The 24,949-nt window shown below is 51.0% G+C and carries 22 protein-coding genes; 11 read left to right on the top strand and 11 right to left on the bottom strand.

What is annotated here, in order from left to right:
* The first annotated feature begins 11 nt into the window (after positions 1 to 11).
* Both ACTBZS_RS06735 and hemL read left to right on the top strand, forming a co-directional pair.
* Positions 12 to 488 (top strand): CYTH domain-containing protein, encoded by a 477-nt coding sequence (locus ACTBZS_RS06735; protein WP_463043638.1) that lies wholly within the window; start codon positions 12 to 14, stop codon positions 486 to 488.
* 50 nt (positions 489 to 538) lie between these two features.
* A complete protein-coding gene (gene hemL, locus ACTBZS_RS06730) occupies positions 539 to 1,816 on the top strand; it encodes a glutamate-1-semialdehyde 2,1-aminomutase (RefSeq protein ID WP_463043637.1) in 1,278 nt (425 codons plus the stop codon).
* 105 nt (positions 1,817 to 1,921) lie between these two features.
* On the opposite strand, the gene ACTBZS_RS06725 is transcribed toward hemL, so the two are convergent.
* Entirely contained in the window at positions 1,922 to 3,853 is a 1,932-nt protein-coding gene (locus tag ACTBZS_RS06725; protein WP_463043636.1) for a methyl-accepting chemotaxis protein, read from the bottom strand.
* Between the two features lie 171 nt (positions 3,854 to 4,024).
* Between ACTBZS_RS06725 and ACTBZS_RS06720 the strand changes: the two genes are divergently transcribed.
* Complete coding sequence (locus tag ACTBZS_RS06720) at positions 4,025 to 4,795, top strand: sulfite exporter TauE/SafE family protein (RefSeq protein ID WP_022653605.1); 771 nt, start codon at positions 4,025 to 4,027, stop codon at positions 4,793 to 4,795.
* On the opposite strand, the gene ACTBZS_RS06715 is transcribed toward ACTBZS_RS06720, so the two are convergent.
* Positions 4,792 to 5,040, bottom strand: coding sequence for a hypothetical protein (locus tag ACTBZS_RS06715; protein WP_022653604.1), 249 nt, complete (start codon positions 5,038 to 5,040; stop codon positions 4,792 to 4,794). The two genes, ACTBZS_RS06720 and ACTBZS_RS06715, sit on opposite strands and share 4 nt — an antisense overlap.
* 325 nt (positions 5,041 to 5,365) lie before the next feature.
* Here ACTBZS_RS06715 and ACTBZS_RS06710 point away from each other — a divergent pair, with 325 nt between their 5' ends.
* The gene (locus ACTBZS_RS06710; RefSeq protein ID WP_022653603.1) at positions 5,366 to 5,530 is read left to right on the top strand and encodes a hypothetical protein; all 165 of its coding nucleotides are present in this window, start codon (positions 5,366 to 5,368) and stop codon (positions 5,528 to 5,530) included.
* A gap of 54 nt (positions 5,531 to 5,584) precedes the next feature.
* Here the strand turns inward: ACTBZS_RS06710 and ACTBZS_RS06705 are convergent, their stop codons facing one another.
* Both ACTBZS_RS06705 and polA read right to left on the bottom strand, forming a co-directional pair.
* Positions 5,585 to 6,811 carry an EAL domain-containing protein gene (locus tag ACTBZS_RS06705; protein ID WP_463043635.1) on the bottom strand — a complete coding sequence of 409 codons (1,227 nt, stop codon included), beginning with the start codon at positions 6,809 to 6,811 and terminating at the stop codon, positions 5,585 to 5,587.
* A 79-nt stretch (positions 6,812 to 6,890) separates the two neighbouring features.
* Complete coding sequence (gene polA, locus ACTBZS_RS06700) at positions 6,891 to 9,665, bottom strand: DNA polymerase I (protein ID WP_463043634.1); 2,775 nt, start codon at positions 9,663 to 9,665, stop codon at positions 6,891 to 6,893.
* 38 nt (positions 9,666 to 9,703) lie between these two features.
* Here polA and ACTBZS_RS06695 point away from each other — a divergent pair, with 38 nt between their 5' ends.
* From ACTBZS_RS06695 to ACTBZS_RS06685, 3 genes are all read left to right on the top strand, one after another.
* Positions 9,704 to 10,432, top strand: coding sequence for an LOG family protein (locus ACTBZS_RS06695; RefSeq protein WP_463043633.1), 729 nt, complete (start codon positions 9,704 to 9,706; stop codon positions 10,430 to 10,432).
* 104 nt (positions 10,433 to 10,536) lie between these two features.
* The gene (gene dksA, locus ACTBZS_RS06690) at positions 10,537 to 10,953 is read left to right on the top strand and encodes an RNA polymerase-binding protein DksA (RefSeq protein WP_463043632.1); all 417 of its coding nucleotides are present in this window, start codon (positions 10,537 to 10,539) and stop codon (positions 10,951 to 10,953) included.
* Between the two features lie 89 nt (positions 10,954 to 11,042).
* The gene (locus tag ACTBZS_RS06685) at positions 11,043 to 12,044 is read left to right on the top strand and encodes a GGDEF domain-containing protein (protein ID WP_463043631.1); all 1,002 of its coding nucleotides are present in this window, start codon (positions 11,043 to 11,045) and stop codon (positions 12,042 to 12,044) included.
* Here the strand turns inward: ACTBZS_RS06685 and ACTBZS_RS06680 are convergent.
* The 5 genes from ACTBZS_RS06680 to gstA all read right to left on the bottom strand — a co-directional run bounded on the left by ACTBZS_RS06680 (position 12,041) and on the right by gstA (position 18,746).
* The gene (locus tag ACTBZS_RS06680) at positions 12,041 to 14,449 is read right to left on the bottom strand and encodes a diguanylate cyclase domain-containing protein (protein WP_463043630.1); all 2,409 of its coding nucleotides are present in this window, start codon (positions 14,447 to 14,449) and stop codon (positions 12,041 to 12,043) included. The two genes, ACTBZS_RS06685 and ACTBZS_RS06680, sit on opposite strands and share 4 nt — an antisense overlap.
* A 3-nt stretch (positions 14,450 to 14,452) precedes the next feature.
* Entirely contained in the window at positions 14,453 to 15,658 is a 1,206-nt protein-coding gene (locus ACTBZS_RS06675) for an EAL and HDOD domain-containing protein (RefSeq protein WP_463043629.1), read from the bottom strand.
* A 181-nt stretch (positions 15,659 to 15,839) separates the two neighbouring features.
* Positions 15,840 to 16,583: a hypothetical protein gene (locus tag ACTBZS_RS06670; protein ID WP_463043628.1), complete on the bottom strand. Its 744-nt coding sequence runs from the start codon at positions 16,581 to 16,583 to the stop codon at positions 15,840 to 15,842.
* 175 nt (positions 16,584 to 16,758) lie between these two features.
* Positions 16,759 to 17,949 (bottom strand): branched-chain amino acid ABC transporter substrate-binding protein, encoded by a 1,191-nt coding sequence (locus ACTBZS_RS06665; RefSeq protein WP_463043627.1) that lies wholly within the window; start codon positions 17,947 to 17,949, stop codon positions 16,759 to 16,761.
* 113 nt (positions 17,950 to 18,062) lie between these two features.
* Positions 18,063 to 18,746: a glutathione transferase GstA gene (gene gstA, locus ACTBZS_RS06660; RefSeq protein WP_463043626.1), complete on the bottom strand. Its 684-nt coding sequence runs from the start codon at positions 18,744 to 18,746 to the stop codon at positions 18,063 to 18,065.
* Positions 18,747 to 18,985: 239 nt separating this feature from the next.
* Here gstA and ACTBZS_RS06655 point away from each other — a divergent pair, with 239 nt between their 5' ends.
* Positions 18,986 to 20,119, top strand: a complete 1,134-nt coding sequence (locus ACTBZS_RS06655) for an RNA-guided endonuclease InsQ/TnpB family protein (RefSeq protein WP_463043625.1) — start codon at positions 18,986 to 18,988, stop codon at positions 20,117 to 20,119.
* 184 nt (positions 20,120 to 20,303) lie between these two features.
* On the opposite strand, the gene ACTBZS_RS06650 is transcribed toward ACTBZS_RS06655, so the two are convergent.
* Both ACTBZS_RS06650 and glnK read right to left on the bottom strand, forming a co-directional pair.
* Positions 20,304 to 21,788, bottom strand: coding sequence for an ammonium transporter (locus tag ACTBZS_RS06650; protein ID WP_463043624.1), 1,485 nt, complete (start codon positions 21,786 to 21,788; stop codon positions 20,304 to 20,306).
* Positions 21,789 to 21,816: 28 nt separating this feature from the next.
* The gene (gene glnK, locus ACTBZS_RS06645) at positions 21,817 to 22,155 is read right to left on the bottom strand and encodes a P-II family nitrogen regulator (protein ID WP_022654670.1); all 339 of its coding nucleotides are present in this window, start codon (positions 22,153 to 22,155) and stop codon (positions 21,817 to 21,819) included.
* A 395-nt stretch (positions 22,156 to 22,550) separates the two neighbouring features.
* Between glnK and ACTBZS_RS06640 the strand changes: the two genes are divergently transcribed.
* The 3 genes from ACTBZS_RS06640 to ACTBZS_RS06630 all read left to right on the top strand — a co-directional run.
* Positions 22,551 to 22,832: an accessory factor UbiK family protein gene (locus ACTBZS_RS06640; protein ID WP_022654671.1), complete on the top strand. Its 282-nt coding sequence runs from the start codon at positions 22,551 to 22,553 to the stop codon at positions 22,830 to 22,832.
* A 4-nt stretch (positions 22,833 to 22,836) separates the two neighbouring features.
* Positions 22,837 to 24,327 (top strand): YifB family Mg chelatase-like AAA ATPase, encoded by a 1,491-nt coding sequence (locus ACTBZS_RS06635; RefSeq protein WP_463043623.1) that lies wholly within the window; start codon positions 22,837 to 22,839, stop codon positions 24,325 to 24,327.
* 25 nt (positions 24,328 to 24,352) lie between these two features.
* On the top strand, positions 24,353 to 24,949 hold a 597-nt coding region (locus ACTBZS_RS06630; RefSeq protein ID WP_463043622.1), incomplete at its 3' end, for a TlyA family RNA methyltransferase.

Raw genomic sequence — 24,949 nt, 5'->3', positions numbered from 1 at the left:
AAGAGCAGACGATGGCTTTAGAAATTGAACGGCGCTATGTCGTCAAAAATAACGATTGGCAAACCGCAGTCACCGGTCAACAACGTATCCGGCAAGGTTTTTTGGCGGTCAGTGTTGAAAAAGTGGTGCGGGTTCGCATCAGCGGTGACCAAGCATGGTTAACGGTCAAAGGCATGGTCAGCGCCAGCACACGGCGCGAATTTGAGTATGCGATTCCGCACAGCGACGCAAATGAAATGTTGGACCACCTCTGTCCGCAAGTGATGGAAAAAACCCGTTACCATGTCATGGTCGATGGCAAACACTGGGAAGTGGATGTATTTGAAGGGGTCAATGCTGGTTTGGTGTTAGCAGAAATCGAGTTGACCAGCGAGACCGATACCTTTGCCCTACCCTCGTGGCTGGGCCATGAGGTGACAGAGGATGGTCGTTATACCAATGCCTATTTGTCACAACATCCCTATACCAGTTGGACGCTACACCCTTAATTGTCTTTGCTGCTGTCTGGCAGCCCCGTTTTTAAAGGTTTGACTTAAATATGAGCCGTAATGCCGAGTTATTTGAACGTGCTAAATTATCCATCCCCGGTGGTGTCAATTCCCCAGTACGCGCTTTTGGCAGCGTCGGAGGCACCCCCCACTTTGTGCAACGGGCACAAGGTGCGTACTTTTGGGATGCAGATGATAAAAAATTTATCGATTACATCGGCTCGTGGGGGCCAGCCATTCTCGGCCATGCCCATCCTGAAGTAATTGCGGCGGTTCAAGCTGCAGCAGCCAATGGGCTGTCTTATGGTGCGCCAACAGAAGGTGAGATTGAAATTGCGGAGATGATTCGGCAACTCGTCCCTTCAATGGAACAAGTGCGTTTGGTTAGCTCCGGCACCGAAGCCACCATGACTGCGATTCGTCTGGCACGCGGTTTTACTGGTCGCGACAAGATCATCAAATTCGAGGGATGCTATCACGGGCATTCGGATAGCTTATTGGTCAAAGCCGGCTCAGGTTTGCTCACCTTTGGCAATCCGTCTTCCGCCGGTGTCCCAGCCGACTTTACCCGTCATACCCTCGTGCTGGACTACAACAACGTCAGTCAGTTGGAACAGACTTTTGCCGAATTGGGCGATGAAATTGCGTGTGTGATTCTGGAGCCTTTTGCCGGCAATATGAATCTGATTCGCCCCAGCGAAGCTTTTGTTCATGCGCTGCGGAGTCTGACCGAGAAACACGGTGCAGTGTTGATTTATGATGAAGTGATGACGGGGTTCCGTGTCGCACTCGGCGGTGCCCAATCACTACACGGCATCAAACCGGACTTGACCACCCTCGGCAAGGTGGTGGGTGGTGGAATGCCGATGGCGGTGTTTGGCGGTCGTGCTGACATCATGGCCAAAATCGCCCCACTGGGTGGGGTCTATCAAGCGGGCACCTTGTCGGGCAACCCACTGGCCGTGGCCGCTGGCGTCACTACCCTACGCCTTATCAGCCGCCCGGGTTTCCACGAAGAATTAACTCGCCGCAGCGAAACTTTAGTTAAAGGGGTACAAGCAGCAGCCAACGCCGCAGGGCTACCGTTTAGCAGCGATTGGGTCGGCGGTATGTTTGGCTTCTACTTTGCACCAGAAGTCCCCAATAGTTACGCCACCGTTACCGCCTGCAACAGCGACGCCTTTAAACGCTTCTTCCATGCCATGCTAGATGAAGGCATCTATCTCGCACCTTCGGCCTATGAAGCGGGCTTTGTGTCTATCGCACACAGCGATGAGGATATTCAAGCCACCATCACCGCCGCCGAACGTGCTTTTGCACGCTTATAAGTTGTTGATAGAGAAAGCTCTTGGCCTCGGGCTCAACCCCGAGGCTTTGCACTGGGTCAAGTGAATGTTGGGTTACCAGTGTTGGGTCACCCAACATTCACTGATTTAAGGCAAGCGCAAGCCTGCTAATTGTTGCTCCATCTGATTGGCCTGCTGGTTAATTTCCTCAGCCACAGTTTGTGTCTGTTCCACTGCCTGTGCATTAGATGCCGCCACCTCGGCAATCCCAGTCATCGCCTCACCAAGGCTATGCGTCGCCCGCGCTTGTTCTTGCGTGGCCAAGCTAATTTGCTGCATTTCTTGCGTAACACGCTCCACTCGTTGCCGAATATCTTGCAAGGCAGTGCTTGCTTGTGTGGCACTCTGTTGGCCACGATCCACCTGTCCCAAACTCTGTTCCATCTCTTTGACCACAGAATCGGTCGAGCCTTGAATCTCTAACACCATGCCACTGATTTCTTCCGTGGCAATAATGGTTTTCTCTGCCAATTTACGCACTTCATCCGCCACCACCGCAAACCCACGCCCGGTTTCCCCTGCGCGCGCCGCTTCAATCGCTGCATTCAACGCTAATAAGTTGGTTTGATCGGCAATGTCTTTAATCGTTTGCACAATATTTTCCACACGATCCGTCGAAGCATTGAGATGCGTCACTTTTTTAGCCGCCGATTGCACACTTTGGGCAATACCAATCATATCTTGGCAGGTGATTGACACCACTTGCACCCCTTCTTCCACTGTCTGACGGGTGGCCAGCGATTCTTGCTGTGCCAAGGCAGCACTCCGCGCCACTTCTTCAATACTACGGCTAATCTGTTCGACGGCTGCCGCCGTTGCCGAGACATTACGACTTTGTTCCTGTGCCCCTTGATTGATTTCCCGCGCTTGCTGGCTTAGCGTATCGGCAGCCACATGCAGCTGTTGCGAGGCGTGGCGCACCTGCCCAAAAGTCGTCGCCGTCTGTTGCACCATATTCTGAGCCGACTGCGACACTAACCCGATTTCATCATTGCGCTCGGTGTGAAATTGGGTAGTGAAATCGCCTTCAGCCAATTTCCTCATCCGCTTGGCAATGCCTTGTGTCGGTTTCACCATCGCTTTGCGTACCAAGAACAACACACCTGTGCCCATGGTGACCAGCGACAGCAATAACAACACCAGAAATAACCAGCCCATCTGCTGGGCATGTTCCATTTTTGCTTGTAAGCGCACTTGAGGTTCGGCTAACACATGCCACCCCAACTGCTTACCGCCGATATCCTTTAACGGCAACGCCACCACATACCAATCTGGGGTGTTTAATACCCCTTGGGCAAATAAGGTCGCCAAATCCAAACTGCGAGCAAAAGCCTGTGTTTCATCGCTATAGTGTTTGGTAACCGTCAATTTCCATGCGCCCACGCTGTCGCCCTGTGGGGCCAGATCGGGATTAACCAAGGCGACATAGCGACGGCCTTCTTTTTCAAAATCACGGCTGATACTGCCTACCCCCTGAATAAACTCCAACATCCCAATGAAGCGTTGGTCGGGATCATGAATGGCAGCAATACCACGCAACCACACCCCTTCTTTACCCGCTTCAAACCCCACGATGGGCTTTTGATCGGCTTTAATTTGTTGCCGACTGGCCCGCGCTGCATTCGAGTCACCTACGCCTTTGTCCGTCCAACTGCGTGCCAAGCTATTTAACTCCGCATCAATCAGATGTAAGCGGATGCCTTTGTAGTTGGTTTCTTTCTTAATGTTTTCGCTTACCCCAGCCAAAGTGGTTTTAGCAAAAGCAGGGTCCCCACTCATCAACGCTGTCACGATATCAGGCCGTACGGCCAAGGCTGCTGCATTGGTCAATCCCACATCTAACTTGCTATCGAGACGATTTTGCAACGTATCACGCAAGGTCTGGTTCATTGCATCCTGCTCACGCAACGACAGCTTGCCACTCATTTGCCACACAAACATCCCAGCAACCAATGCCACCATGATGCCAACACTGACAATGACCATTAGTAACCGAAATTGCAGCGACGATGTATTCATCTTGAACCGGTTTCCTCACGCATAGGTTAAAAAACAATAGAAAAAATCATTATATCAAAAAATGTAATTTTATATTAAAAATGATTATTCATAATAAATAGGTAGTTTTTTCAGGTTTCTTGCTTTTTTTCGATTGGCTCGCTAGGCTAAATCGCTTTTTTGGATCACATCATGTGGGAAGAAATCGTCTTTTTAGGCGTGATGGCGTTTGCGGCGGGGTTGATCGACTCGGCTGTCGGCGGTGGTGGATTGATTCAAATTCCAGCCCTGTTCAATGCCTTGCCACAGACACCGGTGGCAACCCTGTTTGGCACCAATAAATTTTCGTCGATCTTTGGTACTGCCTCAGCCGCCTTATCGTTTATGCGACGGGTGCGTATTCCGTGGGGCTTGGTGCTACCAGCAGCATTTTTTGCTTTTATCTTTTCTTTTGCTGGCGCCGCGGCGGTCAGTTTGATTCCAAAACAGGTCATGAAACCGGCGGTATTGGTGTTATTAATCGCGATGGCGATTTATACGCTATGGAAAAAAGACTTTGGCAAACTGCACAAACCGACTGAGATTGGGCAACGAGAGCGCTGGTTGGCGGCAGTGATAGGTGGGGCAATTGGATTTTATGATGGGATTTTTGGCCCTGGCACGGGCAGCTTCTTAATTTTCTTGTTTATCCGCTTTTTTGCTTTTGATTTTTTACACGCCTCAGCAGCAGCCAAATTTGTCAATTTCTCAACCAATTTGGCCGCACTGAGCTTTTTTGTACCGAGCGGTCATCTTTTGCTTCACTTTGCCGTGCCGATGGCTGTGTGTAATGTTGCCGGCAGCTTAGTGGGGACACGATTAGCCATGCGTGGCGGTGCGGGTTTGGTACGCGTTTTGTTTTTAGTTTTGCTGACCGTATTGATTGGTAAATTCTCGTGGGACTTGTGGCAACAAGTGCATTAAATCCCACCACCGCGCAATCCCATATAGGCCATCCAAATTGCTGTATCAAACCGCGAAGTCAGCGAGGGAGGTTGGCCCGGGATGCGAACCAAAAAGGATTCCGGACGACGTGAAGAAGCCGATTTAAATGGGAAAATACTGCCCTCAATCTCTACCCGTTTACCAGAGACCTCAACCGTCCAAAAATCCCACGCATGTCGGCGCACCGACACATGCTTATAGAGCTCTTGTAATCCGCCTTCCATAGTGTTTTCTTGCAGTGCGACAAAAACTGTCGCGCTGTCGGTTCCTTGTGCAAAAAGCGAACGGAGATTATACGAAGATTCGGCAACTTTGCGATTAAAGTCGCCGTTTTTTGGTAATGATTTTTATCATGATGATTCCAAAAAACTTTTTGGCATAAAACTGCAGCATAAAAGACTGTAGCCATAGATTAAAACAATCAGCTTAGCAAAATCATCCAGAAAATTTTATTAAAAATCAGTGACTCATCTGCTGTTTCTGCCCTAGCACTTTGCCAATAAAATGCTATGATTTGTGCAGTGCAACAAAGTTAAGGAGATCTTTCTCATGAGCGAATCACAAAACGACGATCTGAAACTCGCTGCAAGCGCAGCACAAGATGACAACACAGCGGTGCAAGGCTTTCCTTACACCATGGAAGAATGCTTACAAGACAGCATGAACCGTGCGCTAGAAAGTTTGGAATCGGCCGATGATATCGGCGTGCACTAAACGGTTGTCACCACGACAGCAAACGCCTCTTGCTCATCCAAGAGGCGTTTTGTTTTAGCGCAACACCTCGCCTAAGGCATCAGGATCATGCCAACGCAAGTCGGCACACAACACTTGATAACAATCACCCATATCAATCGCCATAGAAAGCGTGATACATGGCGTAGGTTCAGTCATCGACAAATAGGGGCTGGTACATTGCACTTGCCCGGGTTGTCGCATCGCTTGGCGAAAATAGGTACGGCGCGACCACAGGGCATCGCGGGTATTGGCGAGAGGCGAGAAACGCTGTTGTCGCTGTAGGCAATGCACCACATCATCAGGCTCTAAGTTATCGCCCAACTGCCGCCCCGCATCATCCAACACAAAACAGCGCAACACATCTGGCTGAGCTAATAGAGGAATCGCCGCTTGGGCTAAGGCTTGGCCACTGGCTAAGCGAGAGGCAGTTAAACGAAACGCCCGAATACTGGTATTTTGCAGATGCAGTGCAGCATCATGCCGCCGCTGTTCACGAGAGGCATGGTCTTGCCACAATAAATCCAGTCGAGGGGTAATCAGCTGATCGTCGGGGGGATCGGCAGCAGGCCGCGCAAACCAAAACCCTTGTACAAAATCACACTGAGATTCTAAGGCCAATAAGCCTTCTGCTTCGGTTTCAACCCCTTCAGTCAACACCAATGCACCAACTTCGTGCAAGAGCGCCACTAAACGGGGCAAGACGGCCCTTGCGCGGGCTTGATGGGCGGCATCACGCACCAAAAGCCGATCTAGCTTGACGATATCCGGTGCCAAACGCCACAGGCGGTCTAGGTTGGAGTGGCCAGCGCCAAAATCATCCACCGCAATCAAACACCCCAACTCACGAAACCCCTGAATGGCATGTGCCAAATCATCGATGTTATCAATCGCATGTTCAAGAATCTCTAACACCACTTGATGCGGTGCAACACCATGCTGTTGTAACAACTCGGCAAAGCGGCTAGGGCCATCATCGGCCAACAAAAAACCTTCTAAGTCAGCGTTTAAGAACAACCATGTTTGTGCTGGCTGCATCTGACTGAAGTGGGCCAAATGCAGGCCACGGGCACAAGCGCCCAATTGTGCCCTTTCTAGCGCGGGTCGTTGCGGATCGAATAACACCACCGGCGGCACCATCGTGCCGTCGGGGTACGAAGCTCGCAACAATCCTTCCATGCCAATGGTTCGACGATGAGCCAAGCTATAAATCGGCTGAAAGTAGGAGTGATAGCGTAAGCTGGAGGAATGAAGAGAGTTCACGATCAATATCACGCCAAATAAAAGAGAGCATCGACTATCACAGCACAAGACGTGCCAAATGCAAAATTAATACCCAACTTTAATGGGCAGCCCCCCAACTTGGCCCATATCCCACCTCGGCCAGCAATGGCACGCGCAAGGTCGCCACTGCTGCCATGTCTTGAGGTAACCACGCTAACACAGCGTCTTTTTCCGCCTCGGGCACCTGTAACACCAATTCATCATGCACTTGCATCATCAATATCGTGTGTTGAGACAAATCGACCAAACCAAGCGGTGGCGGCCCTAACCGTTTGGCCACCCGAATCATCGCCATTTTGATTAAATCAGCTGCCGTGCCTTGCATCGGGGCGTTAATTGCCGCACGTTCGGCCGCTTGGCGTTTCATCGGGTTGCGGTCGTTAATATCGGGTAGCAGTAAACGGCGGCCAAACACGGTTTCGACATAACCTTGTTCACGGGCCAGCTGGCGCGTGTCTTCCATATAGCGCGCCACACCGGGGTAGCGTTGGAAATAACGATCAATAAATTGTTGGGCAGCACTGCGTTCAATTTCTAACGCCTTGGCCAAACCAAACACGGTCATGCCGTAAATCAGGCCGAAGTTAATGGTTTTTGCGTAACGCCGCTGCTCGGGGCTGACCTCATCCAACGGGATTTCAAAAATTTCAGCGGCTGTTGCACGATGAATATCTAACCCTTGCTGAAATGCCTGTAGCAGGCCTTCATCCTGCGATAAATGCGCCATAATCCGCAGCTCAATCTGCGAATAATCCGCCGAGACAATCACCGTCCCCGCTGGTGCAACAAACGCTTTTCGGATGGCTCGCCCTTCTTCACTGCGGATGGGGATGTTTTGTAAATTTGGTTCTGAACTGGACAAGCGACCCGTGATGGTGCCGGTTTGCGAGTAGTGGGTATGCACCCGCTGTGTTTGTAGAGAAATTGCGTTTGGTAATTTATCGGTGTAAGTCGATTTCAGTTTTGCCAAACCACGGTAATCCAACAACTGTTGAGCAATCGGATACGTCGTCGCTAATTTCTCTAGCGTTTCTTCATTGGTGGAAATACCCGTGGTGGTTTTTTTCAGGCCCTTACTTGGAATCTGTAGGCGGTCGAATAAAATCTCACTGACCTGTTTTGGTGAATTGAGATTAAACGGCTGGCCAGCCATCGCATGAACCTGTTGTTCAAGCAGTAACAAGCGCTGTCCTAATACCATACTTTGATCTTGCAGAATTTTAGGATCAACCGATACCCCGACCTCTTCCATGTCAGTCAAAATCTCAGCCACCGGTAACTCAATGTCACGATACACACGCTCAGCCTCGGGTGTCAGCAAAGGACGCATCGCGTGCAGCAAACGCAGCGTAATATCCGCGTCTTCTGCTGCATAGCGCGTGGCGGTGTCTAAATCGACATCGGCAAAACTGATTTGCTTGGCCCCTTTGCCGCAAATTTCCTCAAAGGTCAGGGTGTCATAGTTGAGATAGCGCTTTGCCAGCGCATCCATATTGTGTGCCACATGGCTTTGCAAGACATAACTCAACAACATGGTGTCTTCGGCCACCCCTTGCAGACGAATCTGATAACGCGCCAAGACATGGCGATCAAATTTGAGATTTTGGCCAACTTTCTTGGCGTCAGGGTTTTCTAACCACGGCTTCAGGCGTTGTAACACCCAGTCCCGATCTAACTGTTGTGCCACCCCGGGGCCACGATGCGCTAAAGGAAGATATGCCGCTTCATAGGGTGCAACCGCAAAACTGATGCCCACCAACTCCGCCTCCAGCGGATCAAGCCGATCGGTTTCCGTATCAAAACTCACGTGTTCGGCTTCTTCAATCCGCGCCAGCCATGATTCAAACGCATCTTGCGTCAACAGCGTGTGATAACAGGCGCTGGGTAACACCGCTGCTGTAGACGTAGGCGACACCATCGGTTCTGGTGTGGTGGCGACAGGCGCGTTTTCTGCCGGTGTTTCAGCGGATACTCGGTTATATTCTTGTAGCCATGCTTTGAAACCAAGTTGGCGACACAGGGTTTGCAGTACAGATAATTGCGGAGGTTGACGTTCAACAGCCGCCAAACCCGCCGGCAACAGCGTACTCAAATCCAGATCTCGCTTTACCGTGACCAATTCACGCGACAGCGGCAGATGAGGCAAAGCCTCACGGGCATAGTCACCAATTTTCCCTTTAATCGCCCCCCGTTCAATCGCTGCCACCACCCCTTCTAATGAACCAAACTCTGCCAGCCATTTCGCGGCGGTTTTCTCACCGCACTTATGCACGCCCGGGATGTTGTCGGAGGTATCCCCCGTGAGCGTTAAGAAATCGACCATTTTTTCAGGTGCCACACCAAATTTCTCAACCACTGCCGCTTGATCGAACCATTGTTCTGACATCGAGTTATACAACCGTGTTTTTGCACTGACCAATTGCGCAAGGTCTTTATCACCGGTACAAACAATGGTGTCCCAACCGAGGGCCTCAGCTTGTGTCACCAAAGTCGCAATCACATCATCGGCTTCTACCCCAGCCATTTGTAATAAAGGCCATCCCAAAGCCTCGACCGCTTGGTGTACCAAGGGAATTTGTTGCGCCAGCCCATCCGCCATCGGCCCACGTTGTGCCTTATAGTCTGGGTATAAGTCATGGCGGAATGTCTTGCCTTTCGCATCAAAGACACAAATTGCAGCTTCATAGTGCAATTCGCGTTCTAACCGTCGCAACATATTCATGACCCCATAAACCGCCCCAGTGGGCACGCCATCAGGTGCACGCAAAGTTGGCATGGCATGAAAGGCGCGATACAAATACGAAGAGCCATCGACTAATAACAAAGTTTTCATTGGTTTTGATGTACTTAAAAAAGAGAAAAGGAAAGACGATGAGCCTCGCCCATAAAGTCCCTGCGGTCTCGGATCGTTATGCCAATATGGAACAATTTCGTGCCCGAGAAGCCTGGCATGTTTTAAAAGTGATGGCAGAATTTGTCGAATCGGCAGAGGAGTTGCAATCGGTCTTACCAGCGGTCAGTATCTTTGGTAGCGCCCGCACGCCACCTGACCATGCTTATTATAAGCTGGCAGAATCGATTGCCAGAGGCTTGTCAGATTCGGGGTTTGCCGTCATTTCTGGTGGAGGCCCCGGTTTAATGGAAGCCGCCAGCAAAGGGGCTTTTCACGGCAAAAGCCCTTCAGTTGGCTTAAATATCGTGTTACCACACGAACAAAAACCCAATCCCTACCAAGACATCAGTTTGAAATTCAGCCATTTTTTCTCACGTAAAGTGATGTTTGTTAAACATTCCGTGGCCTATGTGGTGATGCCGGGAGGGTTTGGAACTTTAGACGAACTGTTTGAGTCTTTGACTCTGATTCAAACCGGCAAAGTTCGAAAAATGCCGATTTTGTTGGTTGGCAGCAGTTTTTGGCGGGGCTTAGTACAATGGTTTCAGGAACATCTGGTGAACGAAGGCATGATTTCACCACAAGATCTCGACTTGGTGTATATCACCGACTCGCCACAAGAGATTGTGGAACGGATTTTCCATCATTATGAAACACGCGGTTTTGACCCTTTACCACAAGAGCAAGACCAACTACTGAATCTTTAAGCCAAGCAGCACACGACTGTCGGCAGAGCGAATCTTCATTGCTACGAGGCACAAGCTCTAGTAACCTTCGTGCCCGTTTGCTTATCATCTTGCAGGAGACGCGCATGGCCAAGCTGACTGAACAAGACATCCTCAACTGGAATGGCCCAGAAGAGGACTATATGAATAACGACCATCTGGAGTTTTTCCGCGAACGCCTGCTCACTATGCAGCGAGAGTTGCTGAGCAACGCCACCGCCACAACCAGCCATCTACAAGAACAAGAGGCCACTCCCGATCCCGCCGACCGGGCCACGCTCGAAGAGGAATATGCGCTGGAATTGCGTACCCGCGATCGTGAACGCAAGTTGTTGCAAAAGATTGAATCAACCTTGCGCAAAATCGATGAAAAAGACTATGGCTACTGTGATGATACGGGCGAACCCATCGGCCTACGCCGCTTGTTAGCCCGCCCGACTGCCTCGCTATCTGTTGATGCACAGGAACGCCGCGAGCGGATGAAAAAGCAGTATGCCGACTAGGTCAGGCCTTTGCTATGGATTACACCCGATGGCAGCTGCTATCGGGTTTTTTCGTCGTGAGTAAGCACTTTCATTTTGGATTGCAACGTATGACTGATCTCTCTGCCAATGATGTGATGCCTGCCTCCGCGCTGATGAAGCATGTGGCAGAGCTCACTTCGCGCCGAGAGCACCACGAGCTAGAGCATTCTCTGCTTGATCTCATCGTTGGCTTTCTCAACACCACCTCAGCCGAGGTATTTAGCGTGCGTGAAACACAAGGCCAGTGGGAGATCAAAAACCTCTATCGTCATAATCACCAACATCACCTTGAACTGCACCCTGATAGTCAGTGGGGTCTTCCATCGGAACAGCAACAACAAGCACTCTTTGCCGCCCAACAGAGCAGCGACATGCTGCCTTGGCACGATGGCAAGCTCTGGCTGCCGGTACATCAATTTGGCGATATTGTTGAGCTGATTGAAATGCCCTGCCAACATCCCCTGCAACCGGAACAAGCCGCATTTTTGTTGGGGGTCTTGCGTATTCATGCCAACTATTTGCAGCTGTTATATGAGGCAGAACGCGATATGTTGACTGGCCTACTCAACCGCCGCAAGTTCGACACTCGCTTATATGAGTTGTTAGCAAATCGGGACGGTGAGCATGTCTTGGCGCTGATTGATATCGACCATTTCAAGCCAATTAACGACAATTACGGCCATATTGTTGGTGATGAAGTGTTATTGCTCACGGCGGGTTTGTTATTGCGTCATATTGGGCAACAAGGCCAAGTGTATCGTTATGGCGGAGAAGAATTTGCCGTTTTACTACAACACAACACCAGCAACGCCCGACAGACCCTAGACTTGTTGCGCCAACAGATTGCACAACATGATTTTCCTCAGGTGGGACATCTGACTATCAGCATTGGGTTTGTTGAAATTGATCAACAGGGGTTACCCGCCCATGTGGTCGAAGAAGCAGACAAGGCGCTGTACTACGCCAAGGAACATGGCCGCAATGCAGTGTATGGCTACCATGAGTTATTGATGCAAGGCCTAATCAGCCAACACGATAGCAACGATGGTGGTGAGATTGAACTGTTTTAGTGGGTTGTTGCGCCGACAGCGGTAAACAGCTGCACGCTATCACGGCCACTGTTTTTCGCCTGATACATCGCATGATCGGCATGTTGCGTCAGTGCGATTTCATTTTCCCCATGATCAGGAAACACCGCCACCCCAATACTGCTGGAAATATGCAGCGTATGTGTATCAATTTGGAACGCAGTGCTTAACGCTTGACGGATTTTCTCGCCAACATAGACACAATCCGCCGCTTGTTGGACACCGTGTAACAACACCACAAATTCATCACCGCCAAGCCGCGCCACCGTGTCTGCCTCGCGTACACACTCACCAATTCGCTTTGCCACCAACTGCAATAAGGCATCCCCGACAGCATGGCCCAGCACATCGTTGACTGGCTTAAAGCGATCAAGATCGAGAAATAATAGCCCCAACTTGCTCTTTTCGCGCCGCGCCACCGCCATCGCGCGCTGCAAACACTCCGAGAACAAAGCACGATTCGCCAATCCAGTTAAGGCATCGTGTTGTGCCATGTGCCGAATCTGGGCTTCAGCGGTTTTACGCTCGCTGATATCACGCGTCACCCCATGTAATTCAACTTCGCCCGTTTCTGTGTTCAGCCAATAGCGTGTAATCACTTCCGTCCACACCAAACGGCCATCAGCACAAGGTTGTTGCACTTCGTTGATAAAGAAATTATCTGGGCCAATCTCACCAGCTAACAAAGCCTCACGTCGTTCATGAATCAACGCTCGGATATAACTTTGCTCGGCAGGTGGAAGAGCCGCATCTAAGGGTTGTTGCATCACTTCTTCAGGCAATACACCACGCAGTTGATACACTGAGGGGCTGACATAGGTAAAACGCAGCGTTTGGGTGTTCAGTGTCCACACCACATCTTTCATGGTTTCAGTCAACATTCGATAGCGACGTTCGCTACGCTGCAGCGCCTGTTCCATTTGCAAGCGTTGGGTAATATCAATCGCCAGCGAGATTACCTCGCGCCCTTTACCCGGCACATCCGGCAACCAATCATTAAACCATTCACAGACAATCACGCGGCCATCTTCGGTTTGCACTTCGTTGATGGCGTGGGGGCGAATGTTGCGCTGTAGTAACCCTTCCAGTTCTGGCCGCAATTGCAACTTAACTTGCTCTGGAATCAAAAACTCAAAGAAATTGCGACCAATGACTTGGCTGCGTTTCCAGCCAAATACTTCTTCAGCACGACGATTCCAGTCGGTAATAATAAAGCCTTCTGTCCACACCAAGCCGGCTGAAGGTGCGGTTTCAAAAAAGACACGATAGCGCAATTCACTTTCACGCAACCGCGTTTCCACCACCGATTGTTGTTGCAAAGCCAAACGTAAACGGCGATTGATACGATGGATATACCAAACCACACTGCTCAACAGCACTAACACCACTGCTAGGGCCAATAAGTAGGGGTATAACAAGATCCAGTCGCGGTTTTTATCTGGCTGATAGAAAAACGATTCTAATTTTTTGTTGGGGGGCGCTAAACCAAATGAAACAAAGGTATTCGCGATAAATTGCCAACGGCCAATATTGCTGTGTCCGAGTTCAATCAGTTCAGGTTGAATCAGTTTTTTGATAATCGACGCTTCAAACTGTAAATGGGCGCGGGTCTTACCCTGTGAGTTGTAGTGTTGTTCGATTAAGGTGATGATTTCATCACTGTGTTGCAGTGCATATTGCCAGCCACGAAACGAAGCACGGCGAAATGCCGCGACCACCTCTGGATGAGCTTTGGCATAGTCTTGTTCAGTAAACAACACATCGCTATAGAAGTCCATGCCATAGCTTTGCGGTTTTAACACGCTATACGGTACGCCACGCAATTCTAATTCGAAGGGTTCGTTTGAAAGATAGGCATGGATTGCTTTGACTTTGCCGTTAATCAGATCATCTAAATGACCACCGGCTTGAGTAAATGCCAAGCGTTGTAGAGGGATGCCTTCATTGACAAACATAGCCTTTAGGTCGATGTCTTGATCGCCACCCATTAACGCAATCGGCCCAGCATCAACCAATTCTGTAGGGGTGGCGACGTCACCACGGACTAATAGAACATTAGGAGAGTGTTGGAAAATTGGTGCCAACATCAAGACCGAACGGCCATTGAGATAATCGGCAATTAAACCCGCATTCGACACGCCAAACTGGGCGCGACCAGAGAGCACTTCCGTAACAGGCTCAATCCCTACGCCGCCCTGTTTAAGCGTGACCTCGAGACCTTCTTGGGCATAAAAGCCCTTGTGGATCGCCGCATAGTAGCCGGCAAATTGAAATTGGTGCAGCCAACGCAGCTGTAATGAAACCGGCGTTGTCGCCCAAGTCAGTTGAGACAATAACAAGCCACCCAGTAGCCATAAGCCTCGCTGAATTGGGCGATGCCAACGCATGATCTAAATATCTTTACGAGTATCTTGCACCCAACGCAAAGCCTCAATTTGGATGTTGGTCAGTTCGGGAGTACCGATGCCGACTTCTGTTTCAATTACCTCATCCAAGAAGCCACCCAACACCCCAGTTCCTTGTAGTAAAGCTTCGTTGATTTCAGCACTGACACCAGTGGCCTGAAGAATTTCTGCAAGGGGTTTATCTAACAGCGCATCAACCACCGATAACATCCCCGTCATAAAGGCTTTATCTGGTAATTCGCGGTCTTTGGCATATCGCTGCTGCGCCATGATTTCCATCATCCGCCCACGCACGGCAGCCACTTCGAGTAACGCATTGCTACTCCCACCACCGGCTTGGTTGCCCGCAGCAAACACCAACAGCTGCACCCAACGTTTCAGTTTGGCACGACCTAATACCATAATGGCATCGCGTACCGAGCTGAGTTTACGCGGTGCACCGGCAGCCACCGAGTTCACCAAACGCAATAGGTTGACAATCATGTGGGGTGCTTGTTTGAAAGCACGCTCTAATTCTTCTGTTTCAGCATCCTGCGCCACCAAACCCAACAACTTGAGCAACATCGGGTCGTTTTCTTGCGTAGATTGCTTGCCGCGCATCAGCGAAGGTTTAGCAAAGAAGTAACCTTGGAAGTAATCAAAACCGAGGGATAAACAGAGTTCGAATTGTTCGGCACTATCGACTTTTTCTGCCAGTTTTTTCACTGGAAGATGGCGCATTTGTCTGGCGACATCGATCAGTTGCTGTTCTGAGGTTAAGGCCATCAAGTCAATTTTGATGATCTTGATATAAGGGAGGAGCGCACGGCGGGGTGGATCGAGTTCGATACAGTCGTCTAACGCCAAGGTGTAACCTGCCAACGCCAATTCACGACAACGTTCGACAATCTCGGGGGTGATTTCAATGGTCTCTAACAGCTCAATCACGATTTGATCTTTGGGCATTAAGTCCATCAAATCACTGAGCAGCAAATCCGCCGACACATTGATAAAACCTTGGTGTTCACCCAAAGCTTCAGATAGGCCAAGCTCCATAAAGGCATTACGAATCACTGTGGCGGTCGCGGCAATGTCGCTGGTCACTTCTGCGTGACCGACATTACCAGCACGGAACAGCAATTCATAAGCCACTAATTGGCGCGAACGGTCAACGATTGGTTGACGAGCAAGAAAGAACTCTGGGTTACTCATGGCGGTAAACTGACAGAAGGATCAAAGACAACAACTATTCTAGCGATACTTTAAGTTTATTGGCGACTCAAACAAAAAAAATAATTTTTTCGTATTGCTTTCAACTTAAATTTTATTCTTTTTCGCTTAAAATTTGTACAATATGCAATAAAAATACCTAGAGTAGCCTACAAAAATTGTCTTATAGCGTATTCGCATCCATCTCAGGCCATACACCAACCAATGTAATTGCTGCTTCGGGCAACTCGATGGTTGGTAATTCGATTGGCGTATGCAAGACCAAGTCGGGCGTTTCCAGCCACAACGGCAGGACGGTGTCGACTTCGACCGTCGCCACTGGCAAACGGGTTTCCATCACTGGCAGTTTTGGCAAGCTTTCCAACACACCATATTGGCTGAGATAGTTGTCGTGTAAAACCTGTGCCAAAGAGAGTGCCTCGTTTTCAATCGCCTGATGCGGTTGAAGTTGTGCCAACCAATCGGCGACATATTGTGTCCAGAACGCATCACTATAGGCAGTTTGTGCTTCTGGTGTTTGTAATGCTGCACTAAAGGCTTGGGCGGCAGTCAGACGGGTTTGCCACAGCGCAGCATCTTCCCCCCGCGCCACCGCTTGTAATACCCACGGCAAGGTATCCACAGTGACTAACCGACTGTCGAGCCGTTGTTGCCACAGGGAAACTTCACTGTCGCTGGCGGCACGTTGAAAGAGATGGTGATATAGAGCGTCGATGTGTTGTGTCGGGTCTTGTGCTAATACACGGGCTTGATAGGGCGCAGCACGGGCAAAGGCTTCTACCGCAACAGCGGTATCCCCTTGGCGAGCATGTAGAGCAGCATTCCAATTAGCCAGCGCAGGCGGATCAGCGGGATAGCCCAAATAGGCTAAAAACAAACGTTGAACTGTCTCACTATACGGCAACATGGCACACCCATTCACAGACAAAAACTTTAAAGAGCACGCAGTATAGAACATTGTCTAAACAGAAAAGGTGACGGCCATCACTCAGCACGCTAAATCCTTGCCAAACCTAATGTTTTAGACAAAAAAACGCCCAGTGCGAACGATCACACTGGGCGCGGGCTAAGCAGCTAAGCGATTACTGCTGGCCGCCTACCACATTCACCACTTCCCACTGACCATTTTTCACTTGGTAAATGGTCACAGCTGCGTTTTGACGATTGCCTTTATCATCAAAACTGACCTTACCTGTCGCCCCTTCAAATTGGCTCTTACCGATTTCAGGCAAGTATTTTGCAGGGTCAACCGAGTCGGCCCGCTTCATCGCGTCAATCATCACACGAGTCGCGTCATAGGCATAGGTTGCATACAACTGCACTTCTTGATTGTGCTTGGCTTTCAGCTTCTCAGCAAAGCTGGTGTAGCCAGGTAATTTATCTTTCGGTGCACCGGCTTGGCTGGCATATTTGCCTTCAGCGGCATCACCCGCCAACTGCAAGAAAACTGGGGTTTGCATACCGTCGCCGCTCAACAGCTTCGATTCCAAGCCCAATTTTTTCATCTGTTTTGCCATCGGGCCGCTTTGTGCGTCCATCCCACCGTAGAACAGCAGGTCAGGCTTTTCCGATTTAATGCTGGTTAAAATGGCGGTGAAATCGGTTGCTTTATCGTTGGTGAACTCACGTTTCACCACTTTGGCACCGGCGGCCTCCACTGCCTTAGCAAACTCATCAGCCAAACCTTGGCCGTAAGCCGTACGATCGTCAATGATCGCGACGGTTTTTGCTGCCAAATCTTTCACCGCAAACTCAGCCAACGCCTTACCTTGTTGGCTGTCATCAGCAATCAAACGGAAAGCAGTGGTGTAGCCCTGTGCGGTATAGCTGGGGTTGGTCGCCGAAGGCGAAATTTGAGGAATACCGTTATCAGCGTAAATTTTCGAAGCTGGAACTGTCGCACCCGAGGTCAAGTGACCGATCACACCGGCCACTTTATTGTCGATAAAACGCTGTGCCACTTGGGTTGCGGTTTTAGGGTCGGCTTGGTCATCTTCGCTGACCAACTCAAATTTCACTTTTTGACCAGCAATGGTCACGCCTTCAGCGTTTGCTTCATCCAATGCAATCCCCACACCGTACTCGGTGTCTTTACCTAAATGGGCAACGGGACCAGACAACGGTGCAGCATGGCCGATTTTCACCACTACTTCAGCAGCAGGGGCTGGCGCAGCTGCCTTATCAGCAGCAGGGGCAGCAGCTTCTTCTTTTTTACCACAAGCGACTAGGGTTAACGCAGTGGCAACAGCCAAGGCGGCATATTTCAATTTCATAAGATTTCCACTAAAAAATGTGCTGTTAGCAGCACGTTTTACACAGCAAATGGCAGGTTGATTGATCCTGTTGCTATTTTTTGCCCGTCGTTTTTCAGGCAACAGGCATTAACTTACCCCAAGAGACCCTCTGCTTGCAAAGCCGCTTGTACTGCCGGACGAGCAGTAATGCGCTGCATGAAAGTTTCTAATGCTGGCCATTTCTCGAGGGAAAGGTGCAAAAAGCGGGTCCAGTTGAGGCAAGAAAATAAATAACCATCGGCAACCGAATATTGCGGTAACAACCAATCCTGCTGCGAAAAATGGGTATTCAATTCGTCAAAACGGCGTGATAACTGTTGCCATGCCGCTTCTTTTGCTTCCGCGGATGCTTTGGCATTCCACAATGGGCCAAAGGGTTTGTGGATTTCAGTCGCGATAAAATTGAGAGACTCTTGCAAACGATAGCGCGCTAAGGTGCCATTAGTGGGGGCCAATTGTTTTTCTGGTGCCAAGTCTGCCACATACTGCACCAAAGCCGGCCCTTCGGTTAATAACTCGCCATTGTCTAACTGCAGAGCAGGCACATAGCCTTTTGGATTGATCGAAGAAAAAAGAGTGCCGTCTTCTGTGGTGTGTGGCTGGGCGCGTAGATTGACTTTGCATAGTGAGAATGGCAACGCCGCTTCATGCAGCGCAATATGCACCGATAACGAGCAAGAACCAGGGGTGTAATACAGTTTCATCATCATCGCCTTTTTAAGATAAACAGGTCTTACCAGTGTGGCGACAACAACAAAAAAGGCAAGTGTAAACATGACACTTGCCCCGCTTAAAGTTAAGGTCGCTCACCCTGCTGCAAACGATGTTCAATGTCATCCAACAAGTCCATTACAGGCCTAGCCAATCAGCGGGAGTAGTTCATCGTTTTGCGTGGGAAACCCCGTCCTTTAGTGCGGGGAGGGATAGCGCGGCAACCATAGGTTGCCCTGACTCCCGACTCTCCATAAAAGCTATCCTTGTTGACAATCTCACACAACTGATACATGTTATATGAATGGATATTAAACGCGCCTACCGTTTCCGGTTTTACCCCACGCCTGAGCAGGAAGTGATTCTGGCTCAGACGTTCGGCTGTGCGCGTTTTGCCTACAACCACATGCTGCGACTGCGTACTGATGCTTGGTACAACGAACAAAAGCGGGTGGGCTATCACGAAACCTCTGCTGCCCTCACCCTACTGAAAAAACAGCCCGAATTTGCGTGGCTGAATGAAGTCAGTAGCGTGCCTGTGCAACAGGCGTTGCGGCACTTGCAAACCGCGTTTGCCAACTTCTTTGCCAAGCGCACCGCGTACCCGACTTTCAAACGCAAGGATGGCAAGCAGTCTGCTGAGTACACCAGCAGCGCCTTCAAGTGGGACGGCCAGACCTTGAAGCTGGCAAAGATGGCTGAGCCGTTGAATATTCGCTGGTCACGGACACTACCCAAAGCCGCCAAACTCACCACTGTTACCGTGAGCAAAAACACCGCAGGGCGGTACTTTGTGTCGCTGCTGTGCGATGACGCGGTAGCCGCCAAGCCCGAAGCGGCAGGCCAAGTCGGCATTGACTTGGGGCTAACCCATTTCGCCGTACTCTCTACCGGAGAAAAAATTGCGGCCCCCAACACGTTCCGCCAGCATGAAGCCTGTTTAGCCAAATTACAGCGGCGACTGGCGAAGAAAACCAAAGGATCTAAAAACCGAGCCAAAGCCAAACTGAAAGTCGCCAAAGCCCACGCCACCATTGCAGACTGTCGCAAGGACTTTCTGCATAAGCTCTCGACCCGACTGATTAACGAAAACCAAGTGATCGCCGTCGAAACGCTGGCTGTTAAAAACATGGTCAAAAACCGCAGCCTATCCAAATCCATCAGCGATGCGGGCTGGGCCGAGTTTGTGCGGCAACTGCAATACAAAGCCGCGTGGTCAGGCCGACAGTTAATTGGCATTGACCGCTGGTATCCGTCCAGCAAGCGCTGCAATGGTTGCGGGCACACCGTAACCAAGCTACCGCTGAACATACGCACTTGGGTTTGTCCTGAGTGCAAAACCACGCATGACCGCGACATAAACGCGGCGCGTAATATTTTGGCCGCTGGTCTAGCGGTGTCAGCCCATGGAGAAACCATAAGTCCTGTATCTCTTTGAGGTGCAGGCGGGATTCCGTGAAGTGGGAATCCCCTTCCTTTAGGGAGGGGAGCAGTCAAAGAGACCGCTCTAGCGTGCCTTACCGCATGACAATCAAAAATAGCTATTTGATACCCACCAAATCGAAAAACCCCCACCAGACTGGTGGGGGTTTTGTGTTGAGCGGACTGTTTAGAGAATTCAATCAGTCGATACGCTCGCCGTGTAACACCACATCCAAACCTTCGCGTTCTTCCTCTTCGGTCACACGCAGACCCATGACCATATCAATCCCTTTGAGGATCACGAAAGTCACTACCAAGGTGTAGGCCATTGTGGCTAAGGTGGCGACAGTTTGTGTCACTACACTGCCTTCAACCCCACCAATTTCAGGTACAGCCAACACACCGACCAAAATCGAACCTAAGATACCGCCAACACCGTGCACACCAAAGGCATCTAAAGAGTCATCGTAGCCAAGCATGTGTTTCAGACCCGTCGCACCCCAGTAACATGCCACACCAGCGATCAGACCTAAAATCAGCGCACCTTTAGGATCAACGAAGCCAGCCGCAGGGGTGATCGCCACCAAACCAGCCACGGCACCAGACGCAATACCTAACAGAGAAGGCTTTTTCTTCACCACCCACTCAGCCAACATCCATGCCACAGCAGCAGCGCCCGCAGCAATTTGTGTCACCAACATGGCCATCCCTGCGCGGCCATTGGCTTCTAAAGCCGAACCAGCGTTGAAACCAAACCAACCGACCCACAACATCGAAGCACCAATCAGGGTCAACACCAAGTTGTGGGGAGGCATGGCTTCGCGGCCAAAACCAACCCGTTTGCCGAGGACAAAGGCTGCCACCAAACCCGCTACACCGGCGTTGATGTGCACCACAGTACCGCCAGCAAAGTCCAACACGCCATCAGCAAACATCCAACCCGTTGGCTCCCACACCCAGTGCGCCACAGGCACGTATACCGCAAACATCCAAATCACCACGAATACCAACATCGACGAGAATTTCATCCGCTCAGCAAACGCACCTGTAATCAGTGCACATGTGATGATGGCAAAGGTCATTTGGAACACAACAAACACCGACTCAGGGATATTGGCCCCGGCTGTGCCAGACAGCGCATTTAGCGATACACCATTTAAGAATGCTTTATCCAAACCACCGATGAAACCATTCCCCGGGGTAAGCGCTAAGCTGTAACCAAAGGCAAACCACAACACCGTCACCACGCAAGCAATCGCAAAGCTTTGCATCAGAGTGGCTAATACGTTTTTCTTCCGCACCATACCGCCGTAGAACAAAGCCAAGCCGGGGAGGGTCATAAACAACACCAACGCAGTCGCAACCAACATCCAAGCGGTGTTACCGGTGTCTAATTTTGGTTCTGGTGCCGGTGGTGCCGCTTCAGCGGCAGGCGCAGCGTCGGCGGGGGCAGCAGCAGGTGTAGCAACAGCAGCAGCGGGGGCTTCAGGCGCCACAGCGGCTGGTGTAGCAACAGCAGCAGCGGGGGCTTCAGGCGCCACAGCGGCTGGTGCTTCAGTTGCCGCCGCAGGGGCTTCGGCAGTGGCAGCCGCTACCGGAGCAGCGGCGGTGTTTTCCTCGGCAAAGACGGGGGTGGCAAACCCAACCGCCCCTGCCAACAAGGCAGACATAAGCCATCTTTTCATGTTGTGTTCTCCCTGATTCGCAAAACTGTTAGATGGCATCCGGCCCGGTTTCACCGGTGCGGATCCGTACCACTTGTTCGAGTTCAAAGACAAAGATTTTGCCGTCGCCGATTTTTCCGGTATGCGCCCCTTGTTCAATGGCTTCCAAGGCTTGATCTAACAACTCATCGCGGATGGCAATCTCAATTTTGACTTTCGGCAGAAAATCCACCACATATTCCGCACCACGGTACAGCTCGGTATGACCTTTTTGCCGTCCAAACCCCTTAACCTCGGTAACGGTCACGCCTTGCACGCCAACAGCGGCGAGGGCTTCGCGGACCTCATCCAATTTGAAAGGTTTAATAATGGCAGAGATGAGTTTCATGACTGACTCCTTGCAGTGAACCCGAATGGACATTGTGTGTAAGGGCTGCCCCTTTTGTGACTGTCTTGCCTTAGGCATGAATCATGCCAGTTTATTTATTACTTAATAAACAAAGACTTGTTAATTGATGATGAAGGCTGTGCCATTTTGTCATGCGGAACAGCAAGCCCCGAATCACAGCATCGACCATTTATCACGCACTATGTTGGTGCGACGTGCTGAAATTATGCGCTTTGAGCGCACCACCGCCATGACGTCCGCGCTGTGCTTTGGCGTATCAAGCCACACGAATACGTCCCTGCCAGCAATTTTGCAAAAGTTATGCAGCAAGAATTTTGCTACACTTGCTGGTATCTCGTTTTCTTTGTTTCTCAGCCTGTTAGAAAGGGCCAACCATGTTGACGCAAAAACTCTTTGAAGAAATTAGCCAGAAGGTCAGCGAAACACTGGCCAACAGTCCGGTGAAAGATGTTGAGAAAAATATGCGGGCCATGTTGGGCGCCACTTTTAGCAAAATGGATTTGGTGACCCGTGAAGAATTTGAAGTACAACAAGAAGTCCTTGCCCATACCCGTGCCACCCTCACGCGCCTAGAACAACGCATTGCTGAGTTAGAGGCGCAACTGGCCACCGCACAGCCAACAACCAATCCCCCGCCGACGACCTCTCAGGAGTAATCCCATGCGCTTGGCCGTGGTTCACAGTCGGGCGCAAGCAGGCATTCACGCCCCCTCTGTTCAAGTTGAAGTGCATCTCGCCAATGGTTTGCCTTCGTTTACCTTGGTTGGTTTGCCAGATACCGAAGTTCGAGAAAGCCGAGATCGGGTACGGGCGGCAATCCAAACCTCTGGCTTTGATTTCCCTGCGGCTCGACTCACGGTCAATCTGGCACCAGCGGATTTACCCAAAAGCTCTGGGCGCTTTGACCTAGCGATTGCTCTCGGTATTCTGGTGGCTTCGGGTCAATTACCCGATACGCCTTTGGCCGATTGTGAATTTGCTGGTGAGTTGGGATTGACGGGCGAACTGCGTCCCATCCGAGGGGCAATTCCTGCTGCGTTCGGTGCAGCCAAAGCCAAGCGGCGTTTGGTGTTGCCCAGTGCATCTGCTGCTGAAGCCGCCCTCGCCGATCAGGCACCGGTGTTTGCTGCGGACACCTTAAAACAGGTGTGTGATTTTCTAGCAGGGCATCAACCGCTGCCATTTGCTCAAGCCTGCGCCCAAGGTGAACGTGAGCACTATCCCGATTTAGCCGATGTTCGAGGCCAATTTGCCGCACGGCGCGCCCTCGAAGTCGCGGCGGCAGGTCGCCACAGCCTATTGCTAATTGGCCCCCCTGGTACCGGAAAATCGATGTTAGCCAGCCGCCTGCCTAGCATCTTGCCGCCACTGGATGCACACAGCGCACTGGAAGCCGCAGCAATTCAATCGCTCTCCCCCTCTGGTTTTGATGTGAAACGCTTTGGTTTACGGAGTTTCCGTGCGCCCCATCACTCGATCTCGGCAGCGGCGTTAGTCGGTGGAGGATCCGATCCACGGCCTGGGGAAATCAGCCTCGCTCATCATGGCGTCTTGTTTTTAGATGAGTTGCCCGAGTTTGACCGCCGCGTGTTAGAAGTGCTGCGCGAACCTTTAGAAACTGGCAAAGTGTTGATTTCGCGCGCAGCCCGCCAAGCAGAATTTCCAGCACAATTCCAATTAGTCGCCGCGATGAACCCCTGCCCCTGCGGCTATTTAGGACATGCCACCCGCGCTTGCACCTGCACGCCGGAACAGGTGAGCCGTTATCGAGCGCGGTTATCTGGCCCGCTCTTAGATCGCATTGATTTGGCTATTGAAGTGCCAAGCGTGCCACCAGAAGCCCTCAGCAGTCGCGCCAATGGCAGCAGCAGCGAAGAGGTGCGACAGCGCGTCGAGCAAGCATGGCAATCACAGCTGACTCGGCAAGGGAAATCAAACAGCGAATTACACGGCAACGATCTCGATCAACATTGCGCTTTAAGCGATAACTGTCGTGAGTTTTTAAATGATGCAGCGCGACGATTAGATTTATCGGCTCGTGCCTACCATCGCATTTTACGCGTGGCGCGTACCTTGGCCGATCTGGAGTTACACCGCGATATCGACCGCCGCCATCTTGCCGAGGCCATCCAATACCGCCGCCGTTTATAATTGCCGCTTTGAACGAGGCTGGGTTATGGAACGAGCAGATAAGGTGTTGGTGGAACGAGGGCTGGCGACTACCCGCAGTGCTGCCCAACGCTTGATTGATGAAGGGCGGGTCTGGCTGAGAGTGGGGCAGGCAGCAGACAAATTGATTGATAAAGCCAGCAGTAAAGTGCCAGCCACAGCAGAACTGGTGGTGCAAGCCAGTGAAGCCGACCGCTATGTCTCGCGGGGCGGTTTGAAATTAGCCGGTGCCTTGGCGCATTGTGGCCTTGTTGTGACTGGCTATGCTGCGTTAGATGTCGGTATTTCCACTGGCGGTTTTACCGATTGTTTGTTGCAACAGGGTGCCAAACAGGTAGTCGGGATTGATGTAGGACATGGTCAACTGGCAGCACGGTTATTGGCCGATCCCCGCGTCACCCTGTTTGAAGGTGTCAATGCACGAGCCCCTGACGAGGTGGCGTTAATCGCAGCGAACGGCGGTCAACGCTTTGACATTGCGGTGTGTGATGTATCGTTTATTTCCTTAACCTTGGTGCTACCGGCCATTGCGCGGTTGCTGCACCCTGATGCCATCGCTTTACTGCTGGTGAAACCTCAATTTGAGGTCGGGCGGGAAGGGTTG

This window comes from Aquaspirillum sp. (genome assembly GCF_055136605.1).
This window is presented reverse-complemented; position numbering and strand designations above follow the sequence as displayed.

What these genes read in the sequence shown, in the direction of transcription:
- ACTBZS_RS06735 (WP_463043638.1), top strand. Translation starts at nt 12, where the DNA reads ATGGCTTTAGAAATTGAACGGCGCTATGTCGTCAAAAATAACGATTGG.
- hemL (WP_463043637.1), top strand. Translation starts at nt 539, where the DNA reads ATGAGCCGTAATGCCGAGTTATTTGAACGTGCTAAATTATCCATCCCC.
- ACTBZS_RS06725 (WP_463043636.1), bottom strand. Translation starts at nt 3,853, where the DNA reads ATGAATACATCGTCGCTGCAATTTCGGTTACTAATGGTCATTGTCAGT.
- ACTBZS_RS06720 (WP_022653605.1), top strand. Translation starts at nt 4,025, where the DNA reads ATGTGGGAAGAAATCGTCTTTTTAGGCGTGATGGCGTTTGCGGCGGGG.
- ACTBZS_RS06715 (WP_022653604.1), bottom strand. Translation starts at nt 5,040, where the DNA reads ATGGAAGGCGGATTACAAGAGCTCTATAAGCATGTGTCGGTGCGCCGA.
- ACTBZS_RS06710 (WP_022653603.1), top strand. Translation starts at nt 5,366, where the DNA reads ATGAGCGAATCACAAAACGACGATCTGAAACTCGCTGCAAGCGCAGCA.
- polA (WP_463043634.1), bottom strand. Translation starts at nt 9,665, where the DNA reads ATGAAAACTTTGTTATTAGTCGATGGCTCTTCGTATTTGTATCGCGCC.
- ACTBZS_RS06695 (WP_463043633.1), top strand. Translation starts at nt 9,704, where the DNA reads ATGAGCCTCGCCCATAAAGTCCCTGCGGTCTCGGATCGTTATGCCAAT.
- dksA (WP_463043632.1), top strand. Translation starts at nt 10,537, where the DNA reads ATGGCCAAGCTGACTGAACAAGACATCCTCAACTGGAATGGCCCAGAA.
- ACTBZS_RS06685 (WP_463043631.1), top strand. Translation starts at nt 11,043, where the DNA reads ATGACTGATCTCTCTGCCAATGATGTGATGCCTGCCTCCGCGCTGATG.
- ACTBZS_RS06680 (WP_463043630.1), bottom strand. Translation starts at nt 14,449, where the DNA reads ATGCGTTGGCATCGCCCAATTCAGCGAGGCTTATGGCTACTGGGTGGC.
- ACTBZS_RS06675 (WP_463043629.1), bottom strand. Translation starts at nt 15,658, where the DNA reads ATGAGTAACCCAGAGTTCTTTCTTGCTCGTCAACCAATCGTTGACCGT.
- ACTBZS_RS06670 (WP_463043628.1), bottom strand. Translation starts at nt 16,583, where the DNA reads ATGTTGCCGTATAGTGAGACAGTTCAACGTTTGTTTTTAGCCTATTTG.
- ACTBZS_RS06665 (WP_463043627.1), bottom strand. Translation starts at nt 17,949, where the DNA reads ATGAAATTGAAATATGCCGCCTTGGCTGTTGCCACTGCGTTAACCCTA.
- gstA (WP_463043626.1), bottom strand. Translation starts at nt 18,746, where the DNA reads ATGTTTACACTTGCCTTTTTTGTTGTTGTCGCCACACTGGTAAGACCT.
- ACTBZS_RS06655 (WP_463043625.1), top strand. Translation starts at nt 18,986, where the DNA reads ATGGATATTAAACGCGCCTACCGTTTCCGGTTTTACCCCACGCCTGAG.
- ACTBZS_RS06650 (WP_463043624.1), bottom strand. Translation starts at nt 21,788, where the DNA reads ATGAAAAGATGGCTTATGTCTGCCTTGTTGGCAGGGGCGGTTGGGTTT.
- glnK (WP_022654670.1), bottom strand. Translation starts at nt 22,155, where the DNA reads ATGAAACTCATCTCTGCCATTATTAAACCTTTCAAATTGGATGAGGTC.
- ACTBZS_RS06640 (WP_022654671.1), top strand. Translation starts at nt 22,551, where the DNA reads ATGTTGACGCAAAAACTCTTTGAAGAAATTAGCCAGAAGGTCAGCGAA.
- ACTBZS_RS06635 (WP_463043623.1), top strand. Translation starts at nt 22,837, where the DNA reads ATGCGCTTGGCCGTGGTTCACAGTCGGGCGCAAGCAGGCATTCACGCC.